This is a genomic window from Streptococcus sp. LQJ-218, assembly GCF_003428885.1.
In the GTDB taxonomy this organism is placed as follows: domain Bacteria; phylum Bacillota; class Bacilli; order Lactobacillales; family Streptococcaceae; genus Streptococcus.
This window is the reverse complement of the sequence record NZ_QQRU01000003.1, coordinates 1-19,657: the sequence shown is the minus strand read 5'-3', so window position 1 is coordinate 19,657 and position 19,657 is coordinate 1. Positions and strand designations below refer to the sequence as shown.

Annotated in this window: 21 protein-coding genes and 2 tRNA genes; 18 read left to right on the top strand and 5 right to left on the bottom strand. The window is 39.7% G+C overall.

The window, feature by feature from the left end; all coding sequences use genetic code 11:
* Positions 1 to 5: 5 nt before the first annotated feature.
* The 15 genes from D2908_RS03030 to sufB all read left to right on the top strand — a co-directional run bounded on the left by D2908_RS03030 (position 6) and on the right by sufB (position 12,252).
* A complete protein-coding gene (locus D2908_RS03030) occupies positions 6 to 695 on the top strand; it encodes a DUF969 domain-containing protein (RefSeq protein ID WP_117304773.1) in 690 nt (229 codons plus the stop codon).
* Entirely contained in the window at positions 692 to 1,615 is a 924-nt protein-coding gene (locus D2908_RS03025) for a DUF979 domain-containing protein (protein ID WP_117304771.1), read from the top strand. Before D2908_RS03030 ends, D2908_RS03025 begins: the two co-directional genes overlap by 4 nt.
* Positions 1,616 to 1,629: 14 nt before the next feature.
* Positions 1,630 to 2,274 (top strand): pyroglutamyl-peptidase I, encoded by a 645-nt coding sequence (pcp, locus tag D2908_RS03020; RefSeq protein ID WP_117304770.1) that lies wholly within the window; start codon positions 1,630 to 1,632, stop codon positions 2,272 to 2,274.
* Between the two features lie 167 nt (positions 2,275 to 2,441).
* The gene (locus D2908_RS03015; RefSeq protein ID WP_000037113.1) at positions 2,442 to 2,672 is read left to right on the top strand and encodes a DUF2969 domain-containing protein; all 231 of its coding nucleotides are present in this window, start codon (positions 2,442 to 2,444) and stop codon (positions 2,670 to 2,672) included.
* Positions 2,673 to 2,721: 49 nt separating this feature from the next.
* Positions 2,722 to 2,802, top strand: a tRNA-Tyr gene (locus D2908_RS03010).
* 9 nt (positions 2,803 to 2,811) lie between these two features.
* A tRNA-Gln gene (locus tag D2908_RS03005) sits at positions 2,812 to 2,883 on the top strand.
* 161 nt (positions 2,884 to 3,044) lie between these two features.
* Entirely contained in the window at positions 3,045 to 4,247 is a 1,203-nt protein-coding gene (gene rpsA / locus D2908_RS03000; protein WP_117304768.1) for a 30S ribosomal protein S1, read from the top strand.
* An 86-nt stretch (positions 4,248 to 4,333) separates the two neighbouring features.
* Positions 4,334 to 4,831, top strand: a complete 498-nt coding sequence (locus D2908_RS02995; RefSeq protein WP_117304766.1) for a GAF domain-containing protein — start codon at positions 4,334 to 4,336, stop codon at positions 4,829 to 4,831.
* Positions 4,831 to 6,486 carry a DNA polymerase III subunit gamma/tau gene (dnaX, locus tag D2908_RS02990; RefSeq protein WP_117304765.1) on the top strand — a complete coding sequence of 552 codons (1,656 nt, stop codon included), beginning with the start codon at positions 4,831 to 4,833 and terminating at the stop codon, positions 6,484 to 6,486. Before D2908_RS02995 ends, dnaX begins: the two co-directional genes overlap by 1 nt.
* 27 nt (positions 6,487 to 6,513) lie before the next feature.
* Complete coding sequence (locus tag D2908_RS02985; protein WP_001081602.1) at positions 6,514 to 6,708, top strand: DUF3272 domain-containing protein; 195 nt, start codon at positions 6,514 to 6,516, stop codon at positions 6,706 to 6,708.
* Positions 6,709 to 7,057: 349 nt separating this feature from the next.
* Positions 7,058 to 7,828, top strand: a complete 771-nt coding sequence (sufC, locus tag D2908_RS02975) for a Fe-S cluster assembly ATPase SufC (protein WP_117305089.1) — start codon at positions 7,058 to 7,060, stop codon at positions 7,826 to 7,828.
* 27 nt (positions 7,829 to 7,855) lie between these two features.
* Complete coding sequence (gene sufD / locus D2908_RS02970) at positions 7,856 to 9,118, top strand: Fe-S cluster assembly protein SufD (RefSeq protein WP_117304763.1); 1,263 nt, start codon at positions 7,856 to 7,858, stop codon at positions 9,116 to 9,118.
* A gap of 10 nt (positions 9,119 to 9,128) precedes the next feature.
* Positions 9,129 to 10,355, top strand: a complete 1,227-nt coding sequence (locus tag D2908_RS02965) for a cysteine desulfurase (RefSeq protein ID WP_117304762.1) — start codon at positions 9,129 to 9,131, stop codon at positions 10,353 to 10,355.
* A complete protein-coding gene (gene sufU / locus D2908_RS02960; RefSeq protein WP_117304760.1) occupies positions 10,342 to 10,782 on the top strand; it encodes a Fe-S cluster assembly sulfur transfer protein SufU in 441 nt (146 codons plus the stop codon). Before D2908_RS02965 ends, sufU begins: the two co-directional genes overlap by 14 nt.
* A 57-nt stretch (positions 10,783 to 10,839) precedes the next feature.
* Entirely contained in the window at positions 10,840 to 12,252 is a 1,413-nt protein-coding gene (sufB, locus tag D2908_RS02955) for a Fe-S cluster assembly protein SufB (protein ID WP_117304758.1), read from the top strand.
* A 196-nt stretch (positions 12,253 to 12,448) separates the two neighbouring features.
* On the opposite strand, the gene pbp3 is transcribed toward sufB, so the two are convergent.
* Entirely contained in the window at positions 12,449 to 13,690 is a 1,242-nt protein-coding gene (gene pbp3, locus D2908_RS02945; protein ID WP_117304756.1) for a D-alanyl-D-alanine carboxypeptidase PBP3, read from the bottom strand.
* Between the two features lie 102 nt (positions 13,691 to 13,792).
* Between pbp3 and D2908_RS02940 the strand changes: the two genes are divergently transcribed.
* Both D2908_RS02940 and tuf read left to right on the top strand, forming a co-directional pair.
* On the top strand, positions 13,793 to 14,902 hold the full coding sequence (locus tag D2908_RS02940; protein ID WP_117304754.1) for an AI-2E family transporter: 1,110 nt from the start codon (positions 13,793 to 13,795) through the stop codon (positions 14,900 to 14,902).
* 206 nt (positions 14,903 to 15,108) lie between these two features.
* A complete protein-coding gene (tuf, locus tag D2908_RS02935) occupies positions 15,109 to 16,305 on the top strand; it encodes an elongation factor Tu (protein ID WP_001040721.1) in 1,197 nt (398 codons plus the stop codon).
* An 85-nt stretch (positions 16,306 to 16,390) separates the two neighbouring features.
* Here tuf and D2908_RS10085 read toward each other — a convergent pair whose 3' ends face one another.
* The 3 genes from D2908_RS10085 to D2908_RS02920 all read right to left on the bottom strand — a co-directional run bounded on the left by D2908_RS10085 (position 16,391) and on the right by D2908_RS02920 (position 18,709).
* Positions 16,391 to 16,582, bottom strand: a complete 192-nt coding sequence (locus tag D2908_RS10085) for a hypothetical protein (RefSeq protein ID WP_117304752.1) — start codon at positions 16,580 to 16,582, stop codon at positions 16,391 to 16,393.
* Between the two features lie 70 nt (positions 16,583 to 16,652).
* Positions 16,653 to 17,735, bottom strand: a complete 1,083-nt coding sequence (locus D2908_RS02925) for a DEAD/DEAH box helicase (protein WP_117304750.1) — start codon at positions 17,733 to 17,735, stop codon at positions 16,653 to 16,655.
* Positions 17,732 to 18,709, bottom strand: a complete 978-nt coding sequence (locus D2908_RS02920) for a Gfo/Idh/MocA family oxidoreductase (protein WP_117304748.1) — start codon at positions 18,707 to 18,709, stop codon at positions 17,732 to 17,734. Before D2908_RS02920 ends, D2908_RS02925 begins: the two co-directional genes overlap by 4 nt.
* Before the next feature lie 141 nt (positions 18,710 to 18,850).
* Here D2908_RS02920 and D2908_RS02915 point away from each other — a divergent pair, with 141 nt between their 5' ends.
* Positions 18,851 to 19,540, top strand: coding sequence for a YoaK family protein (locus D2908_RS02915; RefSeq protein ID WP_117304746.1), 690 nt, complete (start codon positions 18,851 to 18,853; stop codon positions 19,538 to 19,540).
* A gap of 1 nt (position 19,541) precedes the next feature.
* Here the strand turns inward: D2908_RS02915 and D2908_RS02910 are convergent.
* On the bottom strand, positions 19,542 to 19,657 hold a 116-nt coding region (locus tag D2908_RS02910; protein WP_165847425.1), incomplete at its 5' end, for an IS3 family transposase.

Sequence of the window (19,657 nt, the reverse complement as noted above, 5' to 3'; positions counted from 1 at the left end):
TTGATATGGAGTGGATTAAACTAATAGGAATAGCAATCATTGTTGTGGGTTTTATTTTAAAATTTGATACAATTGCAACAGTAGTCTTAGCTGGTTTGGTTACAGCTTTAGTTTCAGGTGTTTCTCTCGTTGAATTTTTGGAGATTTTGGGAAAAGAATTTAGCAATCAGCGAGTGCTCACGATTTTTATGGTTACCTTGCCTCTTGTGGGGCTGTCAGAAACCTTTGGACTCAAGCAACGATCAATTGATTTGATTCGAAAGATTAAAGGTCTGACAGTTGGAAACTTCTATACAGTTTATTTCTTTATTCGAGAGTTAGCTGGTTTCTTTTCAATTCGTCTAGGAGGACATCCTCAGTTTGTCAGACCTTTGGTTCAACCTATGGGAGAAGCAGCAGCAGAGTCTCAATTAGGTAGAAAGTTAACAGAGGTTGAAGATGAGACAATAAAAGCGCGTGCGGCTGCGAATGAAAATTTTGGAAATTTCTTTGCTCAAAATACGTTTGTAGGTGCTGGGGGAGTCTTATTGATAGGGGGAACATTAGATCAGTTAGGCTATGAAAGCAATTATGCAGGGATTGCTTCTGCATCTATTATTGTTGCTGTTATAGCACTTATTGTAGTGGGGATTTACAATTATTTATTTGATAAAAAATTGACATCAGAAAAGACTAGGGGAGGAGAACAAAAATGACAGAGTTGGCAAATCAACTATTAGAGTTGACCTATATTGTGATTGGTTGTCAATTTCTCCACACAGCCTATTGTAGTTATAAAGATAAAACAAACCCAGTTCGATTTGGAACATCTGCATTTTGGACTCTATTGTCTATTACGTTTATAGGTGGTTCCTATATGCCAAATATGAGTATTGGTATTATTGTAATCCTATTATCGCTGTTAACATTGTTTAAGCAAGTCCGTGTCGGAACCTTGCCATCCTTAGATGAAATAAAAGCCAATATTGAATCTAACAGATTGAAAAATAAAATTTTTATTCCAGTTATGCTGATGGCAATACTTGCGTTGGTCTTAGCGCAAATGATTCCAGAATTTAGCAAGATTTCGATTAGCATTGCCGCCTTGTTTGCTACGATTTCTGTTCTTGTGATTACCAATAGTCACCCTAAGAGTCTGTTATCAGAAAATAATCGAATGACTCAGCAAGTTTCAACAAGTGGGATTGTTCCCCAATTATTAGGGGCTTTGGGAGCTATTTTTACTGTAGCAGGTGTTGGTGATGTTATCTCTCATCTAATTAGCGGTATTGTTCCTTCAGATAGTCGCTTTATAGGAGTTTTGGCATATGTTCTTGGAATGGTTCTATTCACAATGATTATGGGAAATGCTTTTGCAGCATTCACCGTTATTACAGCAGGTGTTGGAGTTCCCTTTGTATTTGCTCTGGGAGCTAATCCAATTATGGCTGGTGCTCTTGCCATGACAGCAGGTTATTGTGGGACCTTACTGACCCCAATGGCTGCTAATTTTAACGCTCTACCAGCAGCATTGATGGATATGAAAGATCAGAATGGCGTTATAAAGGCTCAAGCAGGTGTTGCTCTAGTAATGATTGTTGTTCACATATTCTTAATGTACTTTCTCGCATTTTAGTAAAGGAAAATAAAATGAAAATATTGGTTACAGGTTTTAATCCTTTTGGAGGTGAAAAGATTAATCCAGCTTTGGAGGCTGTAAAATTATTACCATCTGAGATTAATGGGGCTGAGGTTCGCTGGGTAGAAATTCCAACAGTTTTTTATAAGTCGTCAGAAGTTTTAGAGGCAGAAATATTACGATATCAACCCGATGCTGTACTTTGTATTGGACAAGCAGGCGGTAGGACCGGTTTAACACCTGAACGCGTGGCTATTAATCAAGATGATGCTCGCATACCTGATAACGAAGGCAATCAACCAATTGATACACCGATTCGTATTGATGGAGCATCGGCCTATTTTAGTAGTTTACCTATCAAAGCGATGGTACAAGCTATCAAAAAACAGGGACTTCCGGCATTTGTATCCAACAGTGCAGGAACCTTTGTTTGCAATCATTTGATGTACCAAGCTCTTTATTTAGTAGATAAAAAATTCCCTAATATGAGAGCAGGTTTCATGCATATTCCATATATGATGGAACAAGTAGTAAATAAGCCGAATACTGCAGGAATGAGTCTAAGTGATATTGTAAGAGGCATAGAGGTAGCTATTGAAGCTATTGTAGACTACAAAGATAAGGATTTGCAGTTAGTAGGTGGTGCAACTCACTAATAACCTAAAAAGAATAGTCAATTATGCTTGTTTACTCACTACCAGCTATGTTAAATCGATTGAGATTGTTTATATAAAACTCTATATCAGAGAAGCCTGATATAGAGTTTTTTCTTGCTAGTTTTAGGATTTTCTTGTAAAATAGAAAAAGTGAAGAGAGGTATGAAATGAGTAAGAAAGATAAAAAAATCGAAATTCAAGTAGCAGATGCCAAGGTTAATGTAGGAAAAGACAGTTTCGAAGGCTATACCTTGACAATTGGTAAAAAAGTTATCGGGGAAATTGCCGAATTAGATGGACAATTTGCCATCATAAAGAATGGGAATGTCGATAGTTTTTATAAAAAATTGGAAAAAGCTGTGGAAATTTTGATTGAAAATTATAATTTAGCAAAATAAGTCTTGTTTTTTTGAAATTTTCATGATATAATGATTCAAGTTGATTGTAGGAGAGATAGCGAAGAGGCTAAACGCGGCGGACTGTAAATCCGCTCCTTCGGGTTCGGGGGTTCGAATCCCTCTCTCTCCATTTCATCAATGGGGTATAGCCAAGCGGTAAGGCAAGGGACTTTGACTCCCTCATGCGTTGGTTCGAATCCAGCTACCCCAGTTCTTAGGTAATGATCAAGATAAAAGGCAAAATATCTTAGGGTATTTTATTTTTATAATTGAAAGACGTGAACGTTATGAACATGTTCTTGCGGGTGCTTAGGAAAAAAATTATAAGTATGTCAAGTTTAAGAAAAACTTGATTGTTGGAGGATTTTTTAGATGAACGAATTTGAAGATTTGCTAAATAGTGTTAGCCAAGTTGAGACTGGTGATGTTGTTAGTGCTGAAGTATTGACAGTTGATGCGACTCAAGCTAACGTTGCAATCTCTGGAACTGGTGTTGAAGGTGTCTTGACTCTTCGCGAATTGACAAACGATCGCGATGCAGATATCAATGACTTTGTTAAAGTAGGAGAAGTATTGGATGTTCTTGTACTTCGTCAAGTAGTTGGTAAAGATACTGATACAGTTACATACCTTGTATCTAAAAAACGCCTTGAAGCTCGCAAAGCATGGGACAAACTTGTTGGTCGTGAAGAAGAAGTTGTTACTGTTAAAGGAACTCGTGCCGTTAAAGGTGGACTTTCAGTAGAATTTGAAGGTGTTCGTGGATTTATCCCAGCTTCAATGTTGGATACTCGTTTCGTACGTAACACTGAGCGTTTTGTAGGTCAAGAATTTGATGCTAAAATTAAAGAAGTTGACCCTAAAGAAAACCGCTTTATCCTTTCACGTCGTGAAGTTGTTGAAGCAGCTACTGCAGCAGCTCGCGCTGAAGTATTCAGTAAATTGGCTGTTGGTGATGTAGTAACTGGTAAAGTTGCTCGTATCACAAGCTTCGGTGCTTTCATCGACCTTGGTGGTGTTGATGGATTGGTTCACTTGACTGAATTGTCACATGAACGTAATGTTTCACCAAAATCAGTTGTATCTGTTGGTGAAGAAATTGAAGTGAAAATCCTTGATCTTAACGAAGAAGAAGGACGTGTATCACTTTCACTTAAAGCAACGACACCTGGACCATGGGATGGCGTTGAGCAAAAATTAGCTAAAGGTGATGTAGTTGAAGGAACAGTTAAACGTTTGACTGACTTCGGTGCATTTGTTGAAGTATTGCCAGGTATTGATGGACTTGTTCACGTATCACAAATTTCACACAAACGTATTGAAAATCCAAAAGAAGCTCTTAAAGTTGGTCAAGAAGTCAAAGTTAAAGTTCTTGATGTTAACGCAGATGCAGAGCGCGTATCACTTTCTATCAAAGCTCTTGAAGAGCGTCCAGCTCAAGAAGAAGGACAAAAAGAAGAAAAACGTGCTGCTCGTCCACGTCGTCCAAAACGTCAAGAAAGACGTGATTTCGAACTTCCAGAAACACAAACAGGATTCTCAATGGCTGACTTGTTCGGTGATATCGAACTTTAATCAAATTGAAAATTCACAAAATCCTTTGTTTACAAAACAAAGGATTTTTCTTTTGTCTGTAAGTCTTTTTTTGATATAATAGTTCTATGTTAGAATCAGAAAAACAATCACGTTATCAAACGTTAAATGAGGAGCTATCTTTTTTATTGGAAGGAGAAACTAATGTTTTGGCTAATCTTTCCAACGCTAGTGCTCTTCTAAAGTCACGCTTTTCCAATACTGTCTTTGCAGGCTTTTATTTGTTTGACGGAAAGGAATTGGTTTTAGGTCCTTTCCAAGGCGGTGTTTCTTGTATCCGTATTGCGCTAGGAAAAGGTGTTTGTGGTGAGGCAGCTCACTTTCAGGAAACTGTTGTTGTTGGAGATGTAACAATTTATCCCAACTATATTTCTTGTGATAGTAGTGCTAAAAGTGAAATTGTTGTGCCGATGATAAAGAATGGTCAATTACTTGGAGTTCTAGATTTGGATTCTTCAGAAATTGATGATTATGATGCTATGGATCGAGATTATCTGGAACAATTTGTCGCTATTTTGCTTGAAAAGACAGAATGGGACTTTACAATGTTTGGGGAGAAAGCCTAATGTATCAAGCACTTTATCGAAAATATAGAAGTCAAAACTTTTCCCAGTTGGTTGGACAGGAAGTTGTGGCTAAAACTCTTAAACAAGCAGTAGAACAAGAGAAAATAAGTCATGCCTATCTTTTTTCTGGTCCACGTGGAACGGGAAAAACCAGTGTAGCCAAGATTTTTGCCAAAGCTATGAACTGTCCAAATCAAGTTGGTGGGGAACCTTGTAATAACTGTTATATTTGTCAAGCAGTGACGGACGGTAGTTTAGAAGATGTCATTGAAATGGATGCGGCCTCTAATAACGGGGTGGATGAAATCCGTGAAATTCGTGATAAATCTACCTATGCGCCTAGCCTTGCTCGTTATAAGGTTTATATCATAGATGAGGTTCACATGCTGTCTACAGGGGCTTTTAATGCCCTCCTAAAGACGCTGGAAGAACCAACACAGAATGTGGTCTTTATTTTGGCAACTACTGAATTGCACAAGATTCCTGCCACTATTCTATCCCGTGTGCAACGTTTTGAGTTTAAATCGATTAAGACACAGGATATTAAGGAACATATTCGCTATATCTTAGAAAAAGAAAATATCAGTTCTGAACCAGAGGCTGTGGAAATCATTGCCAGACGGGCTGAAGGTGGGATGCGAGACGCCTTGTCAATTTTAGATCAAGCCCTGAGTTTGACGCAAGGAAATGAACTGACGAATGCCATCTCTGAGGAAATTACTGGCACCATTAGCCTATCAGCCTTGGATGATTATGTGGCTGCCTTGTCTCAACAGGATGCTCCAAAGGCCCTAGCATGCTTAAATCTTCTCTTTGAAAATGGTAAGAGCATGACTCGTTTTGTGACCGACCTTTTGCACTATTTAAGAGATTTGTTAATTGTTCAAACAGGTGGAGAAAACACTCATCATAGTCCAGTCTTTGTAGAAAATTTGGCACTTCCTCAAGAAAATCTGTTTGAAATGATTCGCTTGGCGACAGTCAGTTTAGCAGATATTAAGTCTAGTTTGCAGCCCAAAATTTATGCTGAGATGATGACCATTCGGTTGGCAGATATTAAGCCTGAACCAGCTCTTTCTGGGGTAGTTGAACATGAAATATCTGCGCTGAGACAGGAAGTCGCGCGTCTCAAACAAGAACTCGAAAATGTAGGAACTGTAGCTAAGCCAACTAATCCAGCGCCTAGTCGCCCAGTAGCAGGCAAGACGGTCTATCGCGTGGATCGCAATAAAGTGCAATCTATCCTACAAGAGGCCGTTGAAAATCCTGATTTAGCACGTCAAAATTTGATTCGTTTACAAAATGCCTGGGGAGAGGTGATTGAAAGTCTAGGTGGGCCGGACAAGGCTCTACTAGTCGGATCTCAACCGGTTGCGGCCAATGAACACCATGCTATTCTTGCTTTTGAGTCTAACTTCAATGCTGGTCAAACCATGAAACGGGACAATCTTAACACTATGTTTGGCAATATCCTCAGTCAGGCAGCAGGTTTTTCACCCGAGATTTTAGCTATTTCCATGGCGGAATGGAAAGAAGTTCGCGCAGCCTTTTCAGCTAAAACCAAATCCTCCCAAACTGAAAAAGAAGTAGAAGAAAGCCTGATTCCAGAAGGATTTGAATTTTTGGCTGATAAAGTGAAGGTAGAGGAAGACTAAAGAAAGATTTCATGATACAATAAGTTTATGAATAGACAACAATTTATTATTATCGCGCTGTTTACAGCTGCTGAGACCTATTTTTTCAATGAAGCCTGGATGACTGGTCGCTATATTATGGCAGCCTTTTGGGCTATTTTACTCTTTAGAAATTTCCGAGTTAGTTACTTGATGGGCAAGATTGTAGATGTCATTGACCAGCATTTAAAAGGAAAAGACTAGTCCTCAGCTTCTAGACAAAATCAAAGCCTTTTAGGCTTTTTTTTGTTATACTATAAAAGTATATTTATTGACCTTTTATACTCTTCGAAAATCTCTTCAAACCACGTCAGCTTCGCCTTGCCGTAGATATATGGTTACTGACTTTGTCAGTCTTATCTACAACCTCAAAACAGTGTTTTGAGCTGACTTCGTCAGTTTTATCTACAACTTCAAAACTATGTTTTGAGTGAGCTACGGCCAGCTTCCTAGTTTGCTCTTTGATTTTCATTGAGTATTATCGTATTTTCTAGAGACAACTAATATGTTTCTAGTAAGCATTGTAAAGGCCTTAAAAAAGAAAGGAACTATCATGTCAGTATTAGAGATCAAAGATCTTCACGTTGAAATTGAAGGAAAAGAAATTTTAAAAGGGGTTAATTTGACCCTGAAAACAGGGGAAATCGCCGCTATCATGGGACCAAATGGTACTGGTAAATCGACTCTGTCTGCCGCTATCATGGGAAATCCAAACTATGAAGTGACCAAAGGAGAAGTCTTGTTTGACGGCGTAAACATCCTTGAATTGGAAGTTGACGAGCGTGCGCGTATGGGACTTTTCCTTGCTATGCAATACCCATCAGAAATTCCTGGAATTACAAATGCTGAATTTCTTCGTGCAGCTATGAATGCTGGTAAAGAAGATGACGAAAAAATTTCAGTACGTGAGTTCATCACTAAATTGGATGAGAAAATGGAATTGCTCAACATGAAAGAAGAAATGGCAGAGCGTTATCTCAACGAAGGTTTCTCTGGTGGTGAGAAAAAACGTAACGAAATTCTTCAACTTTTGATGTTGGAACCAACTTTTGCTCTTCTTGATGAGATTGACTCTGGTCTTGATATTGACGCTCTTAAAGTTGTTTCTAAAGGTGTTAATGCTATGCGTGGTAAAGGCTTTGGTGCTATGATTATCACTCACTACCAACGTCTTTTGAACTACATCACACCTGATGTAGTACACGTTATGATGGAAGGTCGTGTTGTCCTTTCTGGTGGTCCAGAATTGGCTGCACGCTTGGAACGTGAAGGATACGCGAAACTAGCTGAAGAACTTGGCTATGACTACAAGGAAGAATTGTAATTCCCTCGTATCTTTTAGGAGAAGTAAATGACTAAAGAAACTATTAAACTTTTTTCAGAAATGCACGCTGAACCAAGCTGGTTGGCAGACCTCCGTCAAAAAGCTTTTGATAAGATTGAGAGATTAGAATTACCAGTTATTGAGCGTGTCAAATTCCACCGTTGGAATCTAGGGGATGGAACGATTACAGAAAGTGAGCCATCAGCAAATGTTCCAGATTTCACAGCTCTAGATAATCACTTGAAGTTGGTGCAAGTAGGAACGCAAACTGTTTTTGCACAAACACCAGTTGAATTGGCTGAACAGGGTGTTGTCTTCACAGACTTCCATTCAGCTTTAGAAGAAATTCCAGAGCTGATTGAAGAATTCTTCATGTCATCTGTTAAGTATGACGATGACAAGTTGGCAGCCTACCACACAGCTTACTTTAACAGTGGTGCTGTTCTCTATATTCCTGATAATGTTGAGATTACAGAACCAATCGAAGGAATTTTCTACCAAGACAGCGATAGCGATGTGCCGTTTAACAAGCACATTATGATTATCGCTGGTAAAAATTCTAAGATTAGTTATCTGGAGCGTTTAGAGTCACGCGGTGAAGGAAGTGCAAAGGCAACAGCTAATATCACTGTAGAAGTTATCGCTCGTTCTGGAGCTCAAGTCAAGTTTGCGGCGATCGACCGTCTAGGTGAAAATGTCACTGCTTACATTAGCCGTCGTGGTAAATTAGGCAACGATGCAAGTATTGACTGGGCAATCGGTGTTATGAACGAAGGAAATGTCGTTGCGGATTTTGATAGCGACTTGATTGGTAACGGTAGCCATGCCGACCTTAAAGTCGTAGCTCTTTCAAGTGGCCGTCAGGTGCAAGGGATTGATACTCGAGTGACTAACTATGGTTGCAACTCAATCGGAAATATCCTTCAGCATGGGGTTATCCTTGAAAAAGCAACATTAACCTTCAATGGTATTGGCCACATTATCAAGGGTGCCAAGGGAGCAGATGCCCAACAAGAAAGTCGTGTTCTCATGCTTTCAGACCAAGCACGTTCAGACGCCAATCCAATTCTTTTGATTGATGAAAATGATGTTACTGCAGGACACGCAGCTTCTATCGGTCAAGTAGACCCAGAAGACATGTACTATCTCATGAGCCGTGGTTTGGATAAGGCAACTGCAGAACGCTTGGTTGTTCGCGGTTTCCTTGGCTCCGTTATCGTTGAGATTCCAGTCAAGGAAGTTCGTGATGAAATGATTGCGACGATCGAAGAAAAATTGTCAAAACGCTAAGGGGTAGCCTATGTTAGATGTAGAAGCGATTCGCAAGGATTTTCCAATTTTAGACCAGATTGTTAACGATGAACCATTGGTCTATTTGGACAATGCTGCGACGACACAAAAACCATTAGCAGTTCTGGAAACGATTAATCGCTATTATGAGCAGGACAATGCCAATGTTCACCGAGGTGTTCATACCTTGGCTGAAAGGGCGACAGCATCTTATGAAGCCGCTCGTGACACCATTCGTAAGTTTATCAATGCAGGGTCTACAAAGGAAGTTCTCTTTACTAGAGGAACGACAACCAGTCTTAACTGGGTGGCACGTTTCGCTGAGGAAATTCTGACTGAAGATGACCAGGTCTTGATTTCAGTCATGGAACATCATTCCAATATTATTCCATGGCAAGAAGCTTGTCGTAAGACCGGGGCAGAGCTTGTCTATGTCTATCTCAAGGATGGGGCTCTAGATATGGATGATTTGCGTTCTAAATTAACTGACAAGGTAAAATTTGTTTCCCTAGCTCACGCTTCAAATGTTCTGGGTGTGGTCAATCCAATCAAAGAAATCACACAAATGGCTCATGAAGTGGGAGCTATCATGGTGGTGGATGGTGCTCAGTCTACGCCTCATATGAAGATTGATGTGCAGGACTTGGATGTGGACTTCTTTGCTTTTTCAGGTCACAAGATGGCTGGTCCGACTGGTATTGGTGTTCTTTACGGTAAAGAAAAATATCTGGAGCAAATGTCACCAGTTGAATTTGGTGGTGAGATGATTGATTTCGTCTATGAGAAATCTGCTAGTTGGAAGGAATTGCCTTGGAAATTCGAGGCTGGAACTCCCAACATGGCAGGTGCGATTGGACTTGCTGCTGCAGTGGATTATCTTGAAAAGATTGGCATGGACGTCATTGAATCCCATGAACAGGAATTGATCGCATACGTCTATCCAAAATTACAGGCCATTGAAGGATTGACCATATACGGTTCGCAGGACTTGGCTCAACGTTCAGGTGTCATTGCCTTTAACCTAGGTGACCTTCATCCTCACGATCTTGCGACTGCTCTGGATTATGAAGGAGTGGCTGTTCGAGCCGGTCACCATTGCGCTCAACCCTTGCTCCAGTATTTGGACGTTCCAGCAACAGCTCGTGCAAGTTTTTATATCTACAATACCAAGGCGGATTGCGACAAGCTAGTCGATGCCTTACAAAAGACAAAGGAGTTTTTTAATGGCACTTTCTAAACTAGATAGCCTCTATATGGCAGTGGTAGCGGACCATTCGAAAAATCCACATCACCAAGGGAAGTTAGAAGATGCTGAACAAATCAGTCTTAACAATCCAACCTGTGGTGATGTTATCAATCTCTCTGTCAAGTTTGATGCAGAGAATCGTTTGGAAGATATTGCTTTTCTAAACTCTGGTTGTACGATTTCAACTGCCTCTGCTAGTATGATGACAGATGCCGTTTTAGGAAAAACCAAGCAAGAAATCTTAGAGCTTGCGACTATTTTTTCTGAAATGGTTCAGGGGCAAAAAGATGACAGACAAGATAGTCTTGGAGACGCAGCCTTCTTGTCAGGTGTTGCCAAATTCCCTCAACGGATCAAGTGTGCAACCCTAGCTTGGAATGCCCTAAAGAAAACAATTGAAGATCAAGAAAACAAGTAAGACAAGTTTCTTTTGTCTTATGAATTAGTAGAAATGAAGAATGAAAGAAAGGATATTATGGCTGAAGAAAGAGTAGAACCAAAACCAATTGACCTTGGTGAATATAAATTTGGTTTCCATGATGATGTAGAGCCTGTCCTATCGACAGGAAAAGGATTGAATGAAGATGTCATTCGTGAACTATCAGCTGCCAAGGGAGAACCAGAGTGGATGCTAGAATTCCGTTTGAAGTCTTATGAAACCTTCAAAAAAATGCCCATGCAAACCTGGGGAGCAGACTTGTCAGAGATTGACTTTGATGACTTGATCTACTACCAAAAACCATCTGATAAACCAGCCCGTTCTTGGGATGATGTTCCTGAGAAAATCAAAGAAACCTTTGAACGTATTGGGATTCCAGAAGCTGAACGTGCTTATCTAGCTGGAGCTTCTGCCCAGTATGAGTCAGAAGTGGTTTACCACAACATGAAGGAAGAATTTGAGAAGTTAGGTATCATCTTTACAGATACGGATTCTGCCCTCAAGGAATACCCAGACTTGTTTAAACAATACTTCGCTAAGTTGGTACCGCCGACGGATAACAAGTTGGCTGCCCTTAACTCAGCAGTATGGTCTGGTGGAACCTTTATCTATGTACCAAAAGGTGTTAAGGTAGATATTCCGCTTCAAACCTACTTCCGTATCAATAACGAAAATACTGGACAGTTTGAACGTACTTTGATCATCGTTGATGAGGGAGCAAGTGTTCACTACGTAGAAGGATGTACAGCGCCAACTTATTCAAGTAACAGCTTGCACGCCGCCATTGTAGAAATCTTTGCTTTGGATGGAGCTTATATGCGTTATACGACTATCCAAAACTGGTCAGATAACGTCTATAACTTGGTTACAAAACGTGCCAAGGCTCAAAAGGATGCCACTGTTGAGTGGATTGATGGGAACTTGGGTGCCAAAACGACTATGAAATATCCATCTGTATACTTAGATGGAGAAGGGGCGCGTGGTACCATGCTTTCTATCGCCTTTGCCAATGCTGGACAGCATCAGGACACTGGTGCTAAGATGATCCACAACGCCCCACATACAAGCTCGTCTATCGTCTCTAAATCTATCGCTAAGGGCGGTGGTAAGGTTGACTACCGTGGACAAGTAACCTTTAATAAAAACTCTAAGAAATCTGTTTCTCACATCGAGTGTGATACCATTATCATGGATGATTTGTCAGCATCAGATACTATTCCGTTTAATGAAATTCATAACTCACAAGTCGCTTTGGAACACGAAGCCAAGGTTTCTAAGATTTCAGAAGAACAACTCTATTACCTCATGAGCCGTGGTTTGTCAGAGACTGAAGCAACTGAAATGATCGTCATGGGATTTGTGGAGCCCTTCACCAAAGAACTTCCAATGGAATACGCTGTTGAGCTGAACCGCTTGATTAGCTACGAGATGGAAGGATCAGTCGGGTAAAATTTGATTTTAAACTCTTTGAAAATCTCTTCAAACCACGTCAGCTTTATCTGCAACCTCAAAGCGGTGCTTTGAGCAACCTACGGCTAGCTTCCTAGTTTGTTCTTTGATTTCCATTGAGTATTAGATTTCTTCAAAATCAAGGACTTTGAAGATGAACTTGTAAAAAAAATCGCGGTTTAAGATCGCGATTTTTTTATAATTTTTCGTTGATGAAGCGGATAAACTGATTCCACCAAACTTTTAAGAAGAAGGCTTTTTCAACGTTCTTTTCTGCTACCATTTCAAAACTAGGACGTTCTGTAGTGATGTAACCTTGACCAATCAAATCATTGTCTTCATAAGTCAAATGTCCAACCACAGTTCCGGCTTCAAGTGGTGCTGGAATTGCCTTAGAATCAGGTGTGAATTGAATAGTTTGGGACGATTGTCCTCCAACACGTTCAATTAGACTGATATCATCTTTGGCAACGGCAGTGACCATATCTTCTTTTCCATCTTGTACAGGGGCTTTACTATCTTGATAGGCATCGCCTTTCTGAACGATTTTACGAAGTGTGAATGTAGAAGAGATATAATCCATTAGTGAAGACGTAGCTGTGAAGCGAGCGTAAGGATTATTGTCTTGATGATCTGCATTCAAAACAACTGTAATAACCCTCATCCCTTTTTCAACAGTAGTACCAACAAAAGATTCTCCAGCTTTGTCTGTTGTTCCTGTCTTAAGTCCATCAAAACCACCACGATAAGCAGGCATGCCTTCTAACATATAGTTGGTAGAAGTGATTGTCATTCCCGCAAAAGTAGAAGATGGTTTTTTCGTGATTTCTAAGACTTGTGGGTATTTTTTGATGAGGTTGCGAGCAACAATAGCAACATCATAAGCACTGAGCTTGTTTTCATCATCTTTTTTTGAGCCCGGGTAAATGTTATCCCCAAGAGTCTCATTGTTCAGACCTGTCGTATTGACAACAGTAGCATCCTGAATTCCCCATTCCAAGAGTTTTGCTCGCATCATGTCTACAAAGTCTTTTTCTGAGCCTGCAATTTTCTCAGCTAGTGCAATAGCCGCACTGTTGGCGCTAGATACCAGGGTTGCCTCAAGCAACTCTTCGACTGTATAATTACGAGCCTCCATAGGAACGTTACTCGCTTCAGAATTTGTCGTTAATTTGTATGGATAATCAGAGATATCTACCGGAGTGGATAGGGTAATACTTCCGTTTTCCAAAGCTTCATAGACAAGATAGACCGTAATCAATTTTGTGATTGACGCGATTTCAACAGGTTGGGTTGCATCTTTCTCATAGAGAATTTTACCAGTATTTGCCTCAACAGCAATTGCATGTTTAGCAGTAATATTAAAATCTTGAGCAGCAACAGTAGATGCTGAGCCAATAACGGAAAGGCTTAAAAGAGTTAAAATTATTTTTTTCATAGTAAGTTTATTCTATCATAAAGAAAAAAATATTCCCAGTTTCATGATATAAGAAAGAAGCTTTTTTGAAAGTGTGGTAAAATAGATGAATGGAGGTACCTCATGTTTCGTAAGAATAAATTATTTTTTTGGACCAGTGAGATTTTATTATTAACCATTATCTTTTATTTATGGAGAGAGATGGGAGCGATTATTACACCTTTTGTAAGTGTTGCAAACACTATAATGATTCCCTTTCTTTTAGGTGGTTTTTTATATTATTTGACCAATCCAATTGTAAATTTTTTACAAAAGTATTTCAAAATTAACCGTATCATTGGTATTCTACTAACCTTGTGCGTCTTTGTCGGGATGCTAGTTATTGGGGTAGTCTATCTTTTACCGATTTTGATTAATCAGTTGACCAGTTTGATAGCAACAAGTCAGACAATTTATAGTCGTTTGCAAGATTTGATTGTGGATTTATCTACTTATCCAGCCTTTCAAAATTTAGATATTCAAGCGACTATTCAAGAATTAAATCTCTCCTATGTAGATATTCTACAGAATATCCTCAATAGTGTAACGAATAGTGTCGGAAGTGTCTTATCTGCACTCTTTAGTACTGTTTTGATTATTATCATGACCCCTGTGTTTTTAATTTATTTTTTGTTAGATGGTCACAAATTCTTGCCGATGCTTGAACGTACTGTTTTAAAGCAAGATAAGTTGCATATTACAGGTCTTTTAAAAAATTTGAATGCTACAATCTCTCGATATATTAGTGGTGTCGCAATTGATGCGATTATTATTGGTTGTTTGGCCTTTATCGGATATAGTGTAATCGGTTTGAAATACGCTTTGGTCTTTGCTATCTTTTCAGGATTAGCCAATCTCATTCCTTATGTAGGCCCAAGTATTGGTTTGATTCCGATGATTATCGCCAATGTCTTTACTGACCCCCATAGAATGCTGATTGCAGTTATTTACATGCTAATTATTCAACAAGTAGATGGGAACATCCTATACCCTCGAATCGTTGGTGGAGTGATGAAGGTTCATCCAATTACGATTTTAGTATTACTTTTGTTATCAAGTAATATCTATGGTGTCATTGGTATGATTGTCGCAGTACCAACTTATTCTATCTTAAAAGAAATTTCTAAATTTTTATCACGTTTGTATGAAAATCATAAAATAATGAAAGAACGAGAAAGAGAATTAGCTAAGTAAAAGTCAGGAAATTCCTGATTTTTCTTTTTCTTTAGTCAAGTGATAGGAGTAGAAGAGTCGTTTAGATTAGCAGATTAAGAATAATTCACAAAAACTTTGTAAAACACTTGCAATTTAGCTGAAATTTGATAAAATAGTAAGGAAAGTTAGACTGTATTGCCTACTGTCTATCTATAAAATATATTTTATTGGAGGCTTTTACTCAAATGGCAAAAGAAAAATACGATCGTAGTAAACCACACGTTAACATTGGTACTATCGGACACGTTGACCACGGTAAAACTACTTTGACAGCAGCTATCACAACTGTTTTGGCACGTCGCTTGCCTTCAGCTGTTAACCAACCTAAAGACTATGCGTCTATCGATGCTGCTCCAGAAGAACGCGAACGCGGTATCACAATCAACACTGCGCACGTTGAGTACGAAACTGAAAAACGTCACTACGCTCACATCGACGCTCCAGGACACGCGGACTACGTTAAAAACATGATCACTGGTGCCGCTCAAATGGACGGAGCTATCCTTGTAGTAGCTTCAACTGACGGACCAATGCCACAAACTCGTGAGCACATCCTTCTTTCACGTCAGGTTGGTGTTAAACACCTTATCGTATTCATGAACAAAGTTGACTTGGTTGACGACGAAGAATTGCTTGAATTGGTTGAAATGGAAATCCGTGACCTATTGTCAGAATACGACTTCCCAGGTGACGATCTTCCAGTTATCCAAGGTTCAGCTCTTAAAGCTCTTGAAGGTGACACTAAATACGAAGACATCGTTATGGAATTGATGAACACAGTTGATGAGTACATCCCAGAACCAGAACGTGACACTGACAAACCATTACTTCTTCCAGTCGAAGACGTATTCTCAATCACTGGACGTGGTACAGTTGCTTCAGGACGTATCGACCGTGGTATCGTTAAAGTCAATGACGAAATCGAAATCGTTGGTATCAAAGAAGAAACTCAAAAAGCAGTTGTTACTGGTGTTGAAATGTTCCGTAAACAACTTGACGAAGGTCTTGCTGGAGATAACGTAGGTGTCCTTCTTCGTGGTGTTCAACGTGATGAAATCGAACGTGGACAAGTTATCGCTAAACCAGGTTCAATCAACCCACACACTAAATTTAAAGGTGAAGTCTACATCCTTACTAAAGAAGAAGGTGGACGTCACACTCCATTCTTCAACAACTACCGTCCACAATTCTACTTCCGTACTACTGACGTTACAGGTTCAATCGAACTTCCAGCAGGTACTGAAATGGTAATGCCTGGTGATAACGTGACAATCGACGTTGAGTTGATTCACCCAATCGCCGTAGAACAAGGTACTACATTCTCTATCCGTGAGGGTGGACGTACTGTTGGTTCAGGTATGGTTACAGAAATCGAAGCTTAATTCGATTTAGTTCCCAGAAGAACAATTATTTAAGTCAGACACTAAAAGAATCTTGCTATGCAAGGTTCTTTTTTTGGATATTGAACTAATACTCTTCGAAAATCTCTTCAACCCACATCAGCGTTACCTTGCCGTAGATAGGGTTACTGACTCCGTCAGTTCTATCCATAGCTTCAAAACAGTGTTTTGAGCTGACTTCGTCAGTCTTATCTACAACCTCAAAGCAGTGCTTTGAGAAACCTACGGCTAGCTTCCTAGTTTTCTCTTTGATTTTCATTGAGTATAAAATTGGAGAATTGTACACAAAAAAGCTCTATACACTCGATGTGCATAGAGTAAAGGGGACTTTATTTGATATAGAGTTCTTGATTTTTTAGAACAATTTCTCGCACACTTGTAAACTTTTTAAGTTTTTTGATTTCTTCTGGATGAGTGATGAAAGTAATAACATAACCTTCCTTACCCATACGACCAGTACGGCCAGCACGATGAGTGTAGGCTTCGATATCTCTTGGGATATCAAAGTTTATGACGCATTCTAGGCTATCGATATCAATCCCACGAGCCAGAAGGTCTGTTGCAAGAAGTAGGGTTAGCTGCTTGTCTTTAAACTTTTCTAAGATGATTTTTCTAAATTTAACATTAACATCACTAGCTAAAGAAACAGCCAAGATATCCCGATACTGTAATTTTTCTTCTGCACTTCCAAGGTCTGACAGGCTGTTAAAGAAGACCAAACCGCGGAAATCCTCAACATGAGCCAGTTTTCGTAGCATATCAACACGATGACGGTGATCTACCTGCATATAGAAATGTTGGATGTTGTCCAATTTTTGGTCAGAGAGATTAATGGTACGTGTGTTAGGCGCAATCTTCTTTTGGTCAAACTTGGTCGTCGCACTCATGTAGACGAGTTGGTGGTCACGCGGTGCGTAGTGAGTGATTTTCTCAACAAAGTGAATCTGAGAATCATCTAGCAATTGGTCGAATTCATCTAGGATGATGGTTTCCACATTCATCATCTTGATTTTTTTCAATTTAATTAGTTCAAAGATACGGCCAGGAGTTCCAATCAGAATTTCTGGTCCTTTTTTTAGGCGTTCAATCTGGCGTTTCTGACTCGAACCTGATAAGAAGAGTTGGGCAGTCAAGCCGATAGCGTCAGCCCATGTTTTACACACTTCAAAAATCTGTCCAGCAAGTTCTGTATTTGGTGCTAGGATCAAGAGTTGTTGGGCTTTTTTCTTTTGTAGTCTGAGAAGACTTGGTAGAAGGTAAGCTAGGGTCTTACCAGTTCCTGTTGGGCTCACTCCTAGGAGGTTTTCTCCAGCAAGAAGTGGTTCAAATAGTTGAGTTTGAATGGGGGTAAATTCTTGGAAACCGAGTTGATCACTCAGTTCTTGCCATTCAGTCGGTAGTTTTGTTTTCATTTTTCTGCCTCAAATCTAATGCCAGCAGTCTGGCGCATGGTATATAGTAGCTCATGAACTGAACTTGCATCTTCCAGCCAAGTTTGGTAGAGATTCAGATCTGGTTGCTGGATCATGTGTGCAAATGCAGCAACTTCCTCAGTCATCGTATGAGGAGCCTGTTGGATAGGGAGCTGGACTTGATTTCCTTGGTGGTCGGTAAAAATAGCCGAGCGAACATGCTCAATTGTGTTGAGCGTCAAAGTTCCATCTGTCGTATAAATCTCGCAAGGAAGGTTGGAAGTGATGTTTTTTCCAGCCTTGATATGAACTTGAAAGTCAGGGTAGAAGAGGATTCCATCTCCATTTAGGTCAATGCTATTGTCAAGCTGTTGAGCCAGGTAGGCCGCGTCTTGAGCTTTTCCAAAAAGACGAACGGCAGCGTAGAGAGGATAAATCCCCAAGTCCATAAGTGCTCCGCCAGCAAAACGGTCTGAAAAGACATTAGGAGTCTGTCCCGCCAACAAGTCAGGCATCTTGGAAGAATACTTGGCATAGTTGAAATCTGCTCCCAAAATTTGTTTGTCTGCTAAAAAGTTTTTGATAGTAGTAAAAGCTTCCTCGTGGTAATTGCGAGCTGCTTCGAAGATAAAACAGTGATTTTTCTTAGCTGTTTGAACTAAATCTAGCCATTCTTGTGGCTGAGTGACAGCTGGCTTTTCAAGAATGACGTGTTTACCTGCAGACAAGGCAGCTTTTGCCTGAGCAAAATGCAAGGAGTTTGGACTGGCAATGTAGACCACATCAAAGGAGCTCTTGAAGAAGTCCTCTGCTTGATCAAAGAGTTGGATATTCTGATAGCGAGAAGCAAAGGTTGCCGCAGTTTCTAGTTTTCTAGAATAGACTGCGACCAGCTTGTATTCTTCACTGGAATGAGCTGCTTCTATGAAGTGGTGGCTGATAGCCCCTGTTCCGATGACACCTAATTTAAGCATAGTTACTCCTTTTCCGATTTCAAATCCTTCTTTCATTATAACATAGATAGACGGGACTATCCAACAGAGGGTAAAAAATTTCAAATAAGCTACTAGGTCTTTTCCAATGAAAGTGGTACAATAATGAGATGAGTAAATGAAATGGGAGGGAAAATGAGGTTATTACCTATCAGAAAAATATCACGTCAGTCTAAGAGGCTAGCGCTTTTTTTGACTTTTTGTGCAGGTTATGTAGATGCCTATACGTTTATTGTGCGAGGGAATACTCTTGTAGCTGGACAAACTGGGAATGTCGTCTTTCTTTCAGTAGGTCTGATTCAACACAATGTGTCAGATGCTAGTGCGAAAGTAATGACCTTGCTAGCTTTTATGATGGGGGTCTTTTTATTAACTGTTTATAAGGAAAAATTGAGAATTGTGAAAAAACCGATTTTGTCACTGATTCCTTTGGCAATCCTATCAATAGTTATTGGATTTATGCCGAAAACTGTAGATAATATCTATCTAGTACCACCCTTGGCTTTCTGTATGGGACTAGTGACAACCGCTTTTGGAGAAGTGTCGGGTATTGCCTACAATAATGCATTTATGACAGGGAATATCAAACGGACCATGCTGGCTTTTGGAGATTATTTCCGGACTAAGCACACTCCTTTTTTACGTGAAGGGATTATCTTTGTAAGCCTGCTTAGTAGTTTTGTCCTTGGCGTTGTCTTTTCAGCCTATTTGACGATTTTTTATCATGAAAAGACTATTCTTGGTGTTCCTATTATGATGAGCATTTTTTACCTTAGCATACTTTGTACTGACCCCCAAAAGTTAGACAATTAATTTATTCAAAGGATTTAGTTCTGTATTGCACAGGACTGAGTCCTTTTAGTTTTACCTTAATTCGCTTATTGTTGTAGTAATCAATATAGTCTACAATGGCTTGTTCCAATTGGTTAA

What these genes read in the sequence shown, in the direction of transcription:
- dnaX (WP_117304765.1), top strand. Translation starts at nt 4,831, where the DNA reads ATGTATCAAGCACTTTATCGAAAATATAGAAGTCAAAACTTTTCCCAG.
- D2908_RS02995 (WP_117304766.1), top strand. Translation starts at nt 4,334, where the DNA reads ATGTTAGAATCAGAAAAACAATCACGTTATCAAACGTTAAATGAGGAG.
- D2908_RS02925 (WP_117304750.1), bottom strand. Translation starts at nt 17,735, where the DNA reads ATGAAAACAAAACTACCGACTGAATGGCAAGAACTGAGTGATCAACTC.
- D2908_RS03030 (WP_117304773.1), top strand. Translation starts at nt 6, where the DNA reads ATGGAGTGGATTAAACTAATAGGAATAGCAATCATTGTTGTGGGTTTT.
- D2908_RS03015 (WP_000037113.1), top strand. Translation starts at nt 2,442, where the DNA reads ATGAGTAAGAAAGATAAAAAAATCGAAATTCAAGTAGCAGATGCCAAG.
- pbp3 (WP_117304756.1), bottom strand. Translation starts at nt 13,690, where the DNA reads ATGAAAAAAATAATTTTAACTCTTTTAAGCCTTTCCGTTATTGGCTCA.
- sufB (WP_117304758.1), top strand. Translation starts at nt 10,840, where the DNA reads ATGGCTGAAGAAAGAGTAGAACCAAAACCAATTGACCTTGGTGAATAT.
- D2908_RS10085 (WP_117304752.1), bottom strand. Translation starts at nt 16,582, where the DNA reads ATGAAAATCAAAGAGAAAACTAGGAAGCTAGCCGTAGGTTTCTCAAAG.
- D2908_RS03025 (WP_117304771.1), top strand. Translation starts at nt 692, where the DNA reads ATGACAGAGTTGGCAAATCAACTATTAGAGTTGACCTATATTGTGATT.
- sufD (WP_117304763.1), top strand. Translation starts at nt 7,856, where the DNA reads ATGACTAAAGAAACTATTAAACTTTTTTCAGAAATGCACGCTGAACCA.
- D2908_RS02965 (WP_117304762.1), top strand. Translation starts at nt 9,129, where the DNA reads ATGTTAGATGTAGAAGCGATTCGCAAGGATTTTCCAATTTTAGACCAG.
- D2908_RS02940 (WP_117304754.1), top strand. Translation starts at nt 13,793, where the DNA reads ATGTTTCGTAAGAATAAATTATTTTTTTGGACCAGTGAGATTTTATTA.
- D2908_RS02920 (WP_117304748.1), bottom strand. Translation starts at nt 18,709, where the DNA reads ATGCTTAAATTAGGTGTCATCGGAACAGGGGCTATCAGCCACCACTTC.
- sufU (WP_117304760.1), top strand. Translation starts at nt 10,342, where the DNA reads ATGGCACTTTCTAAACTAGATAGCCTCTATATGGCAGTGGTAGCGGAC.
- sufC (WP_117305089.1), top strand. Translation starts at nt 7,058, where the DNA reads ATGTCAGTATTAGAGATCAAAGATCTTCACGTTGAAATTGAAGGAAAA.
- tuf (WP_001040721.1), top strand. Translation starts at nt 15,109, where the DNA reads ATGGCAAAAGAAAAATACGATCGTAGTAAACCACACGTTAACATTGGT.
- rpsA (WP_117304768.1), top strand. Translation starts at nt 3,045, where the DNA reads ATGAACGAATTTGAAGATTTGCTAAATAGTGTTAGCCAAGTTGAGACT.
- D2908_RS02985 (WP_001081602.1), top strand. Translation starts at nt 6,514, where the DNA reads ATGAATAGACAACAATTTATTATTATCGCGCTGTTTACAGCTGCTGAG.
- D2908_RS02915 (WP_117304746.1), top strand. Translation starts at nt 18,851, where the DNA reads ATGGGAGGGAAAATGAGGTTATTACCTATCAGAAAAATATCACGTCAG.
- pcp (WP_117304770.1), top strand. Translation starts at nt 1,630, where the DNA reads ATGAAAATATTGGTTACAGGTTTTAATCCTTTTGGAGGTGAAAAGATT.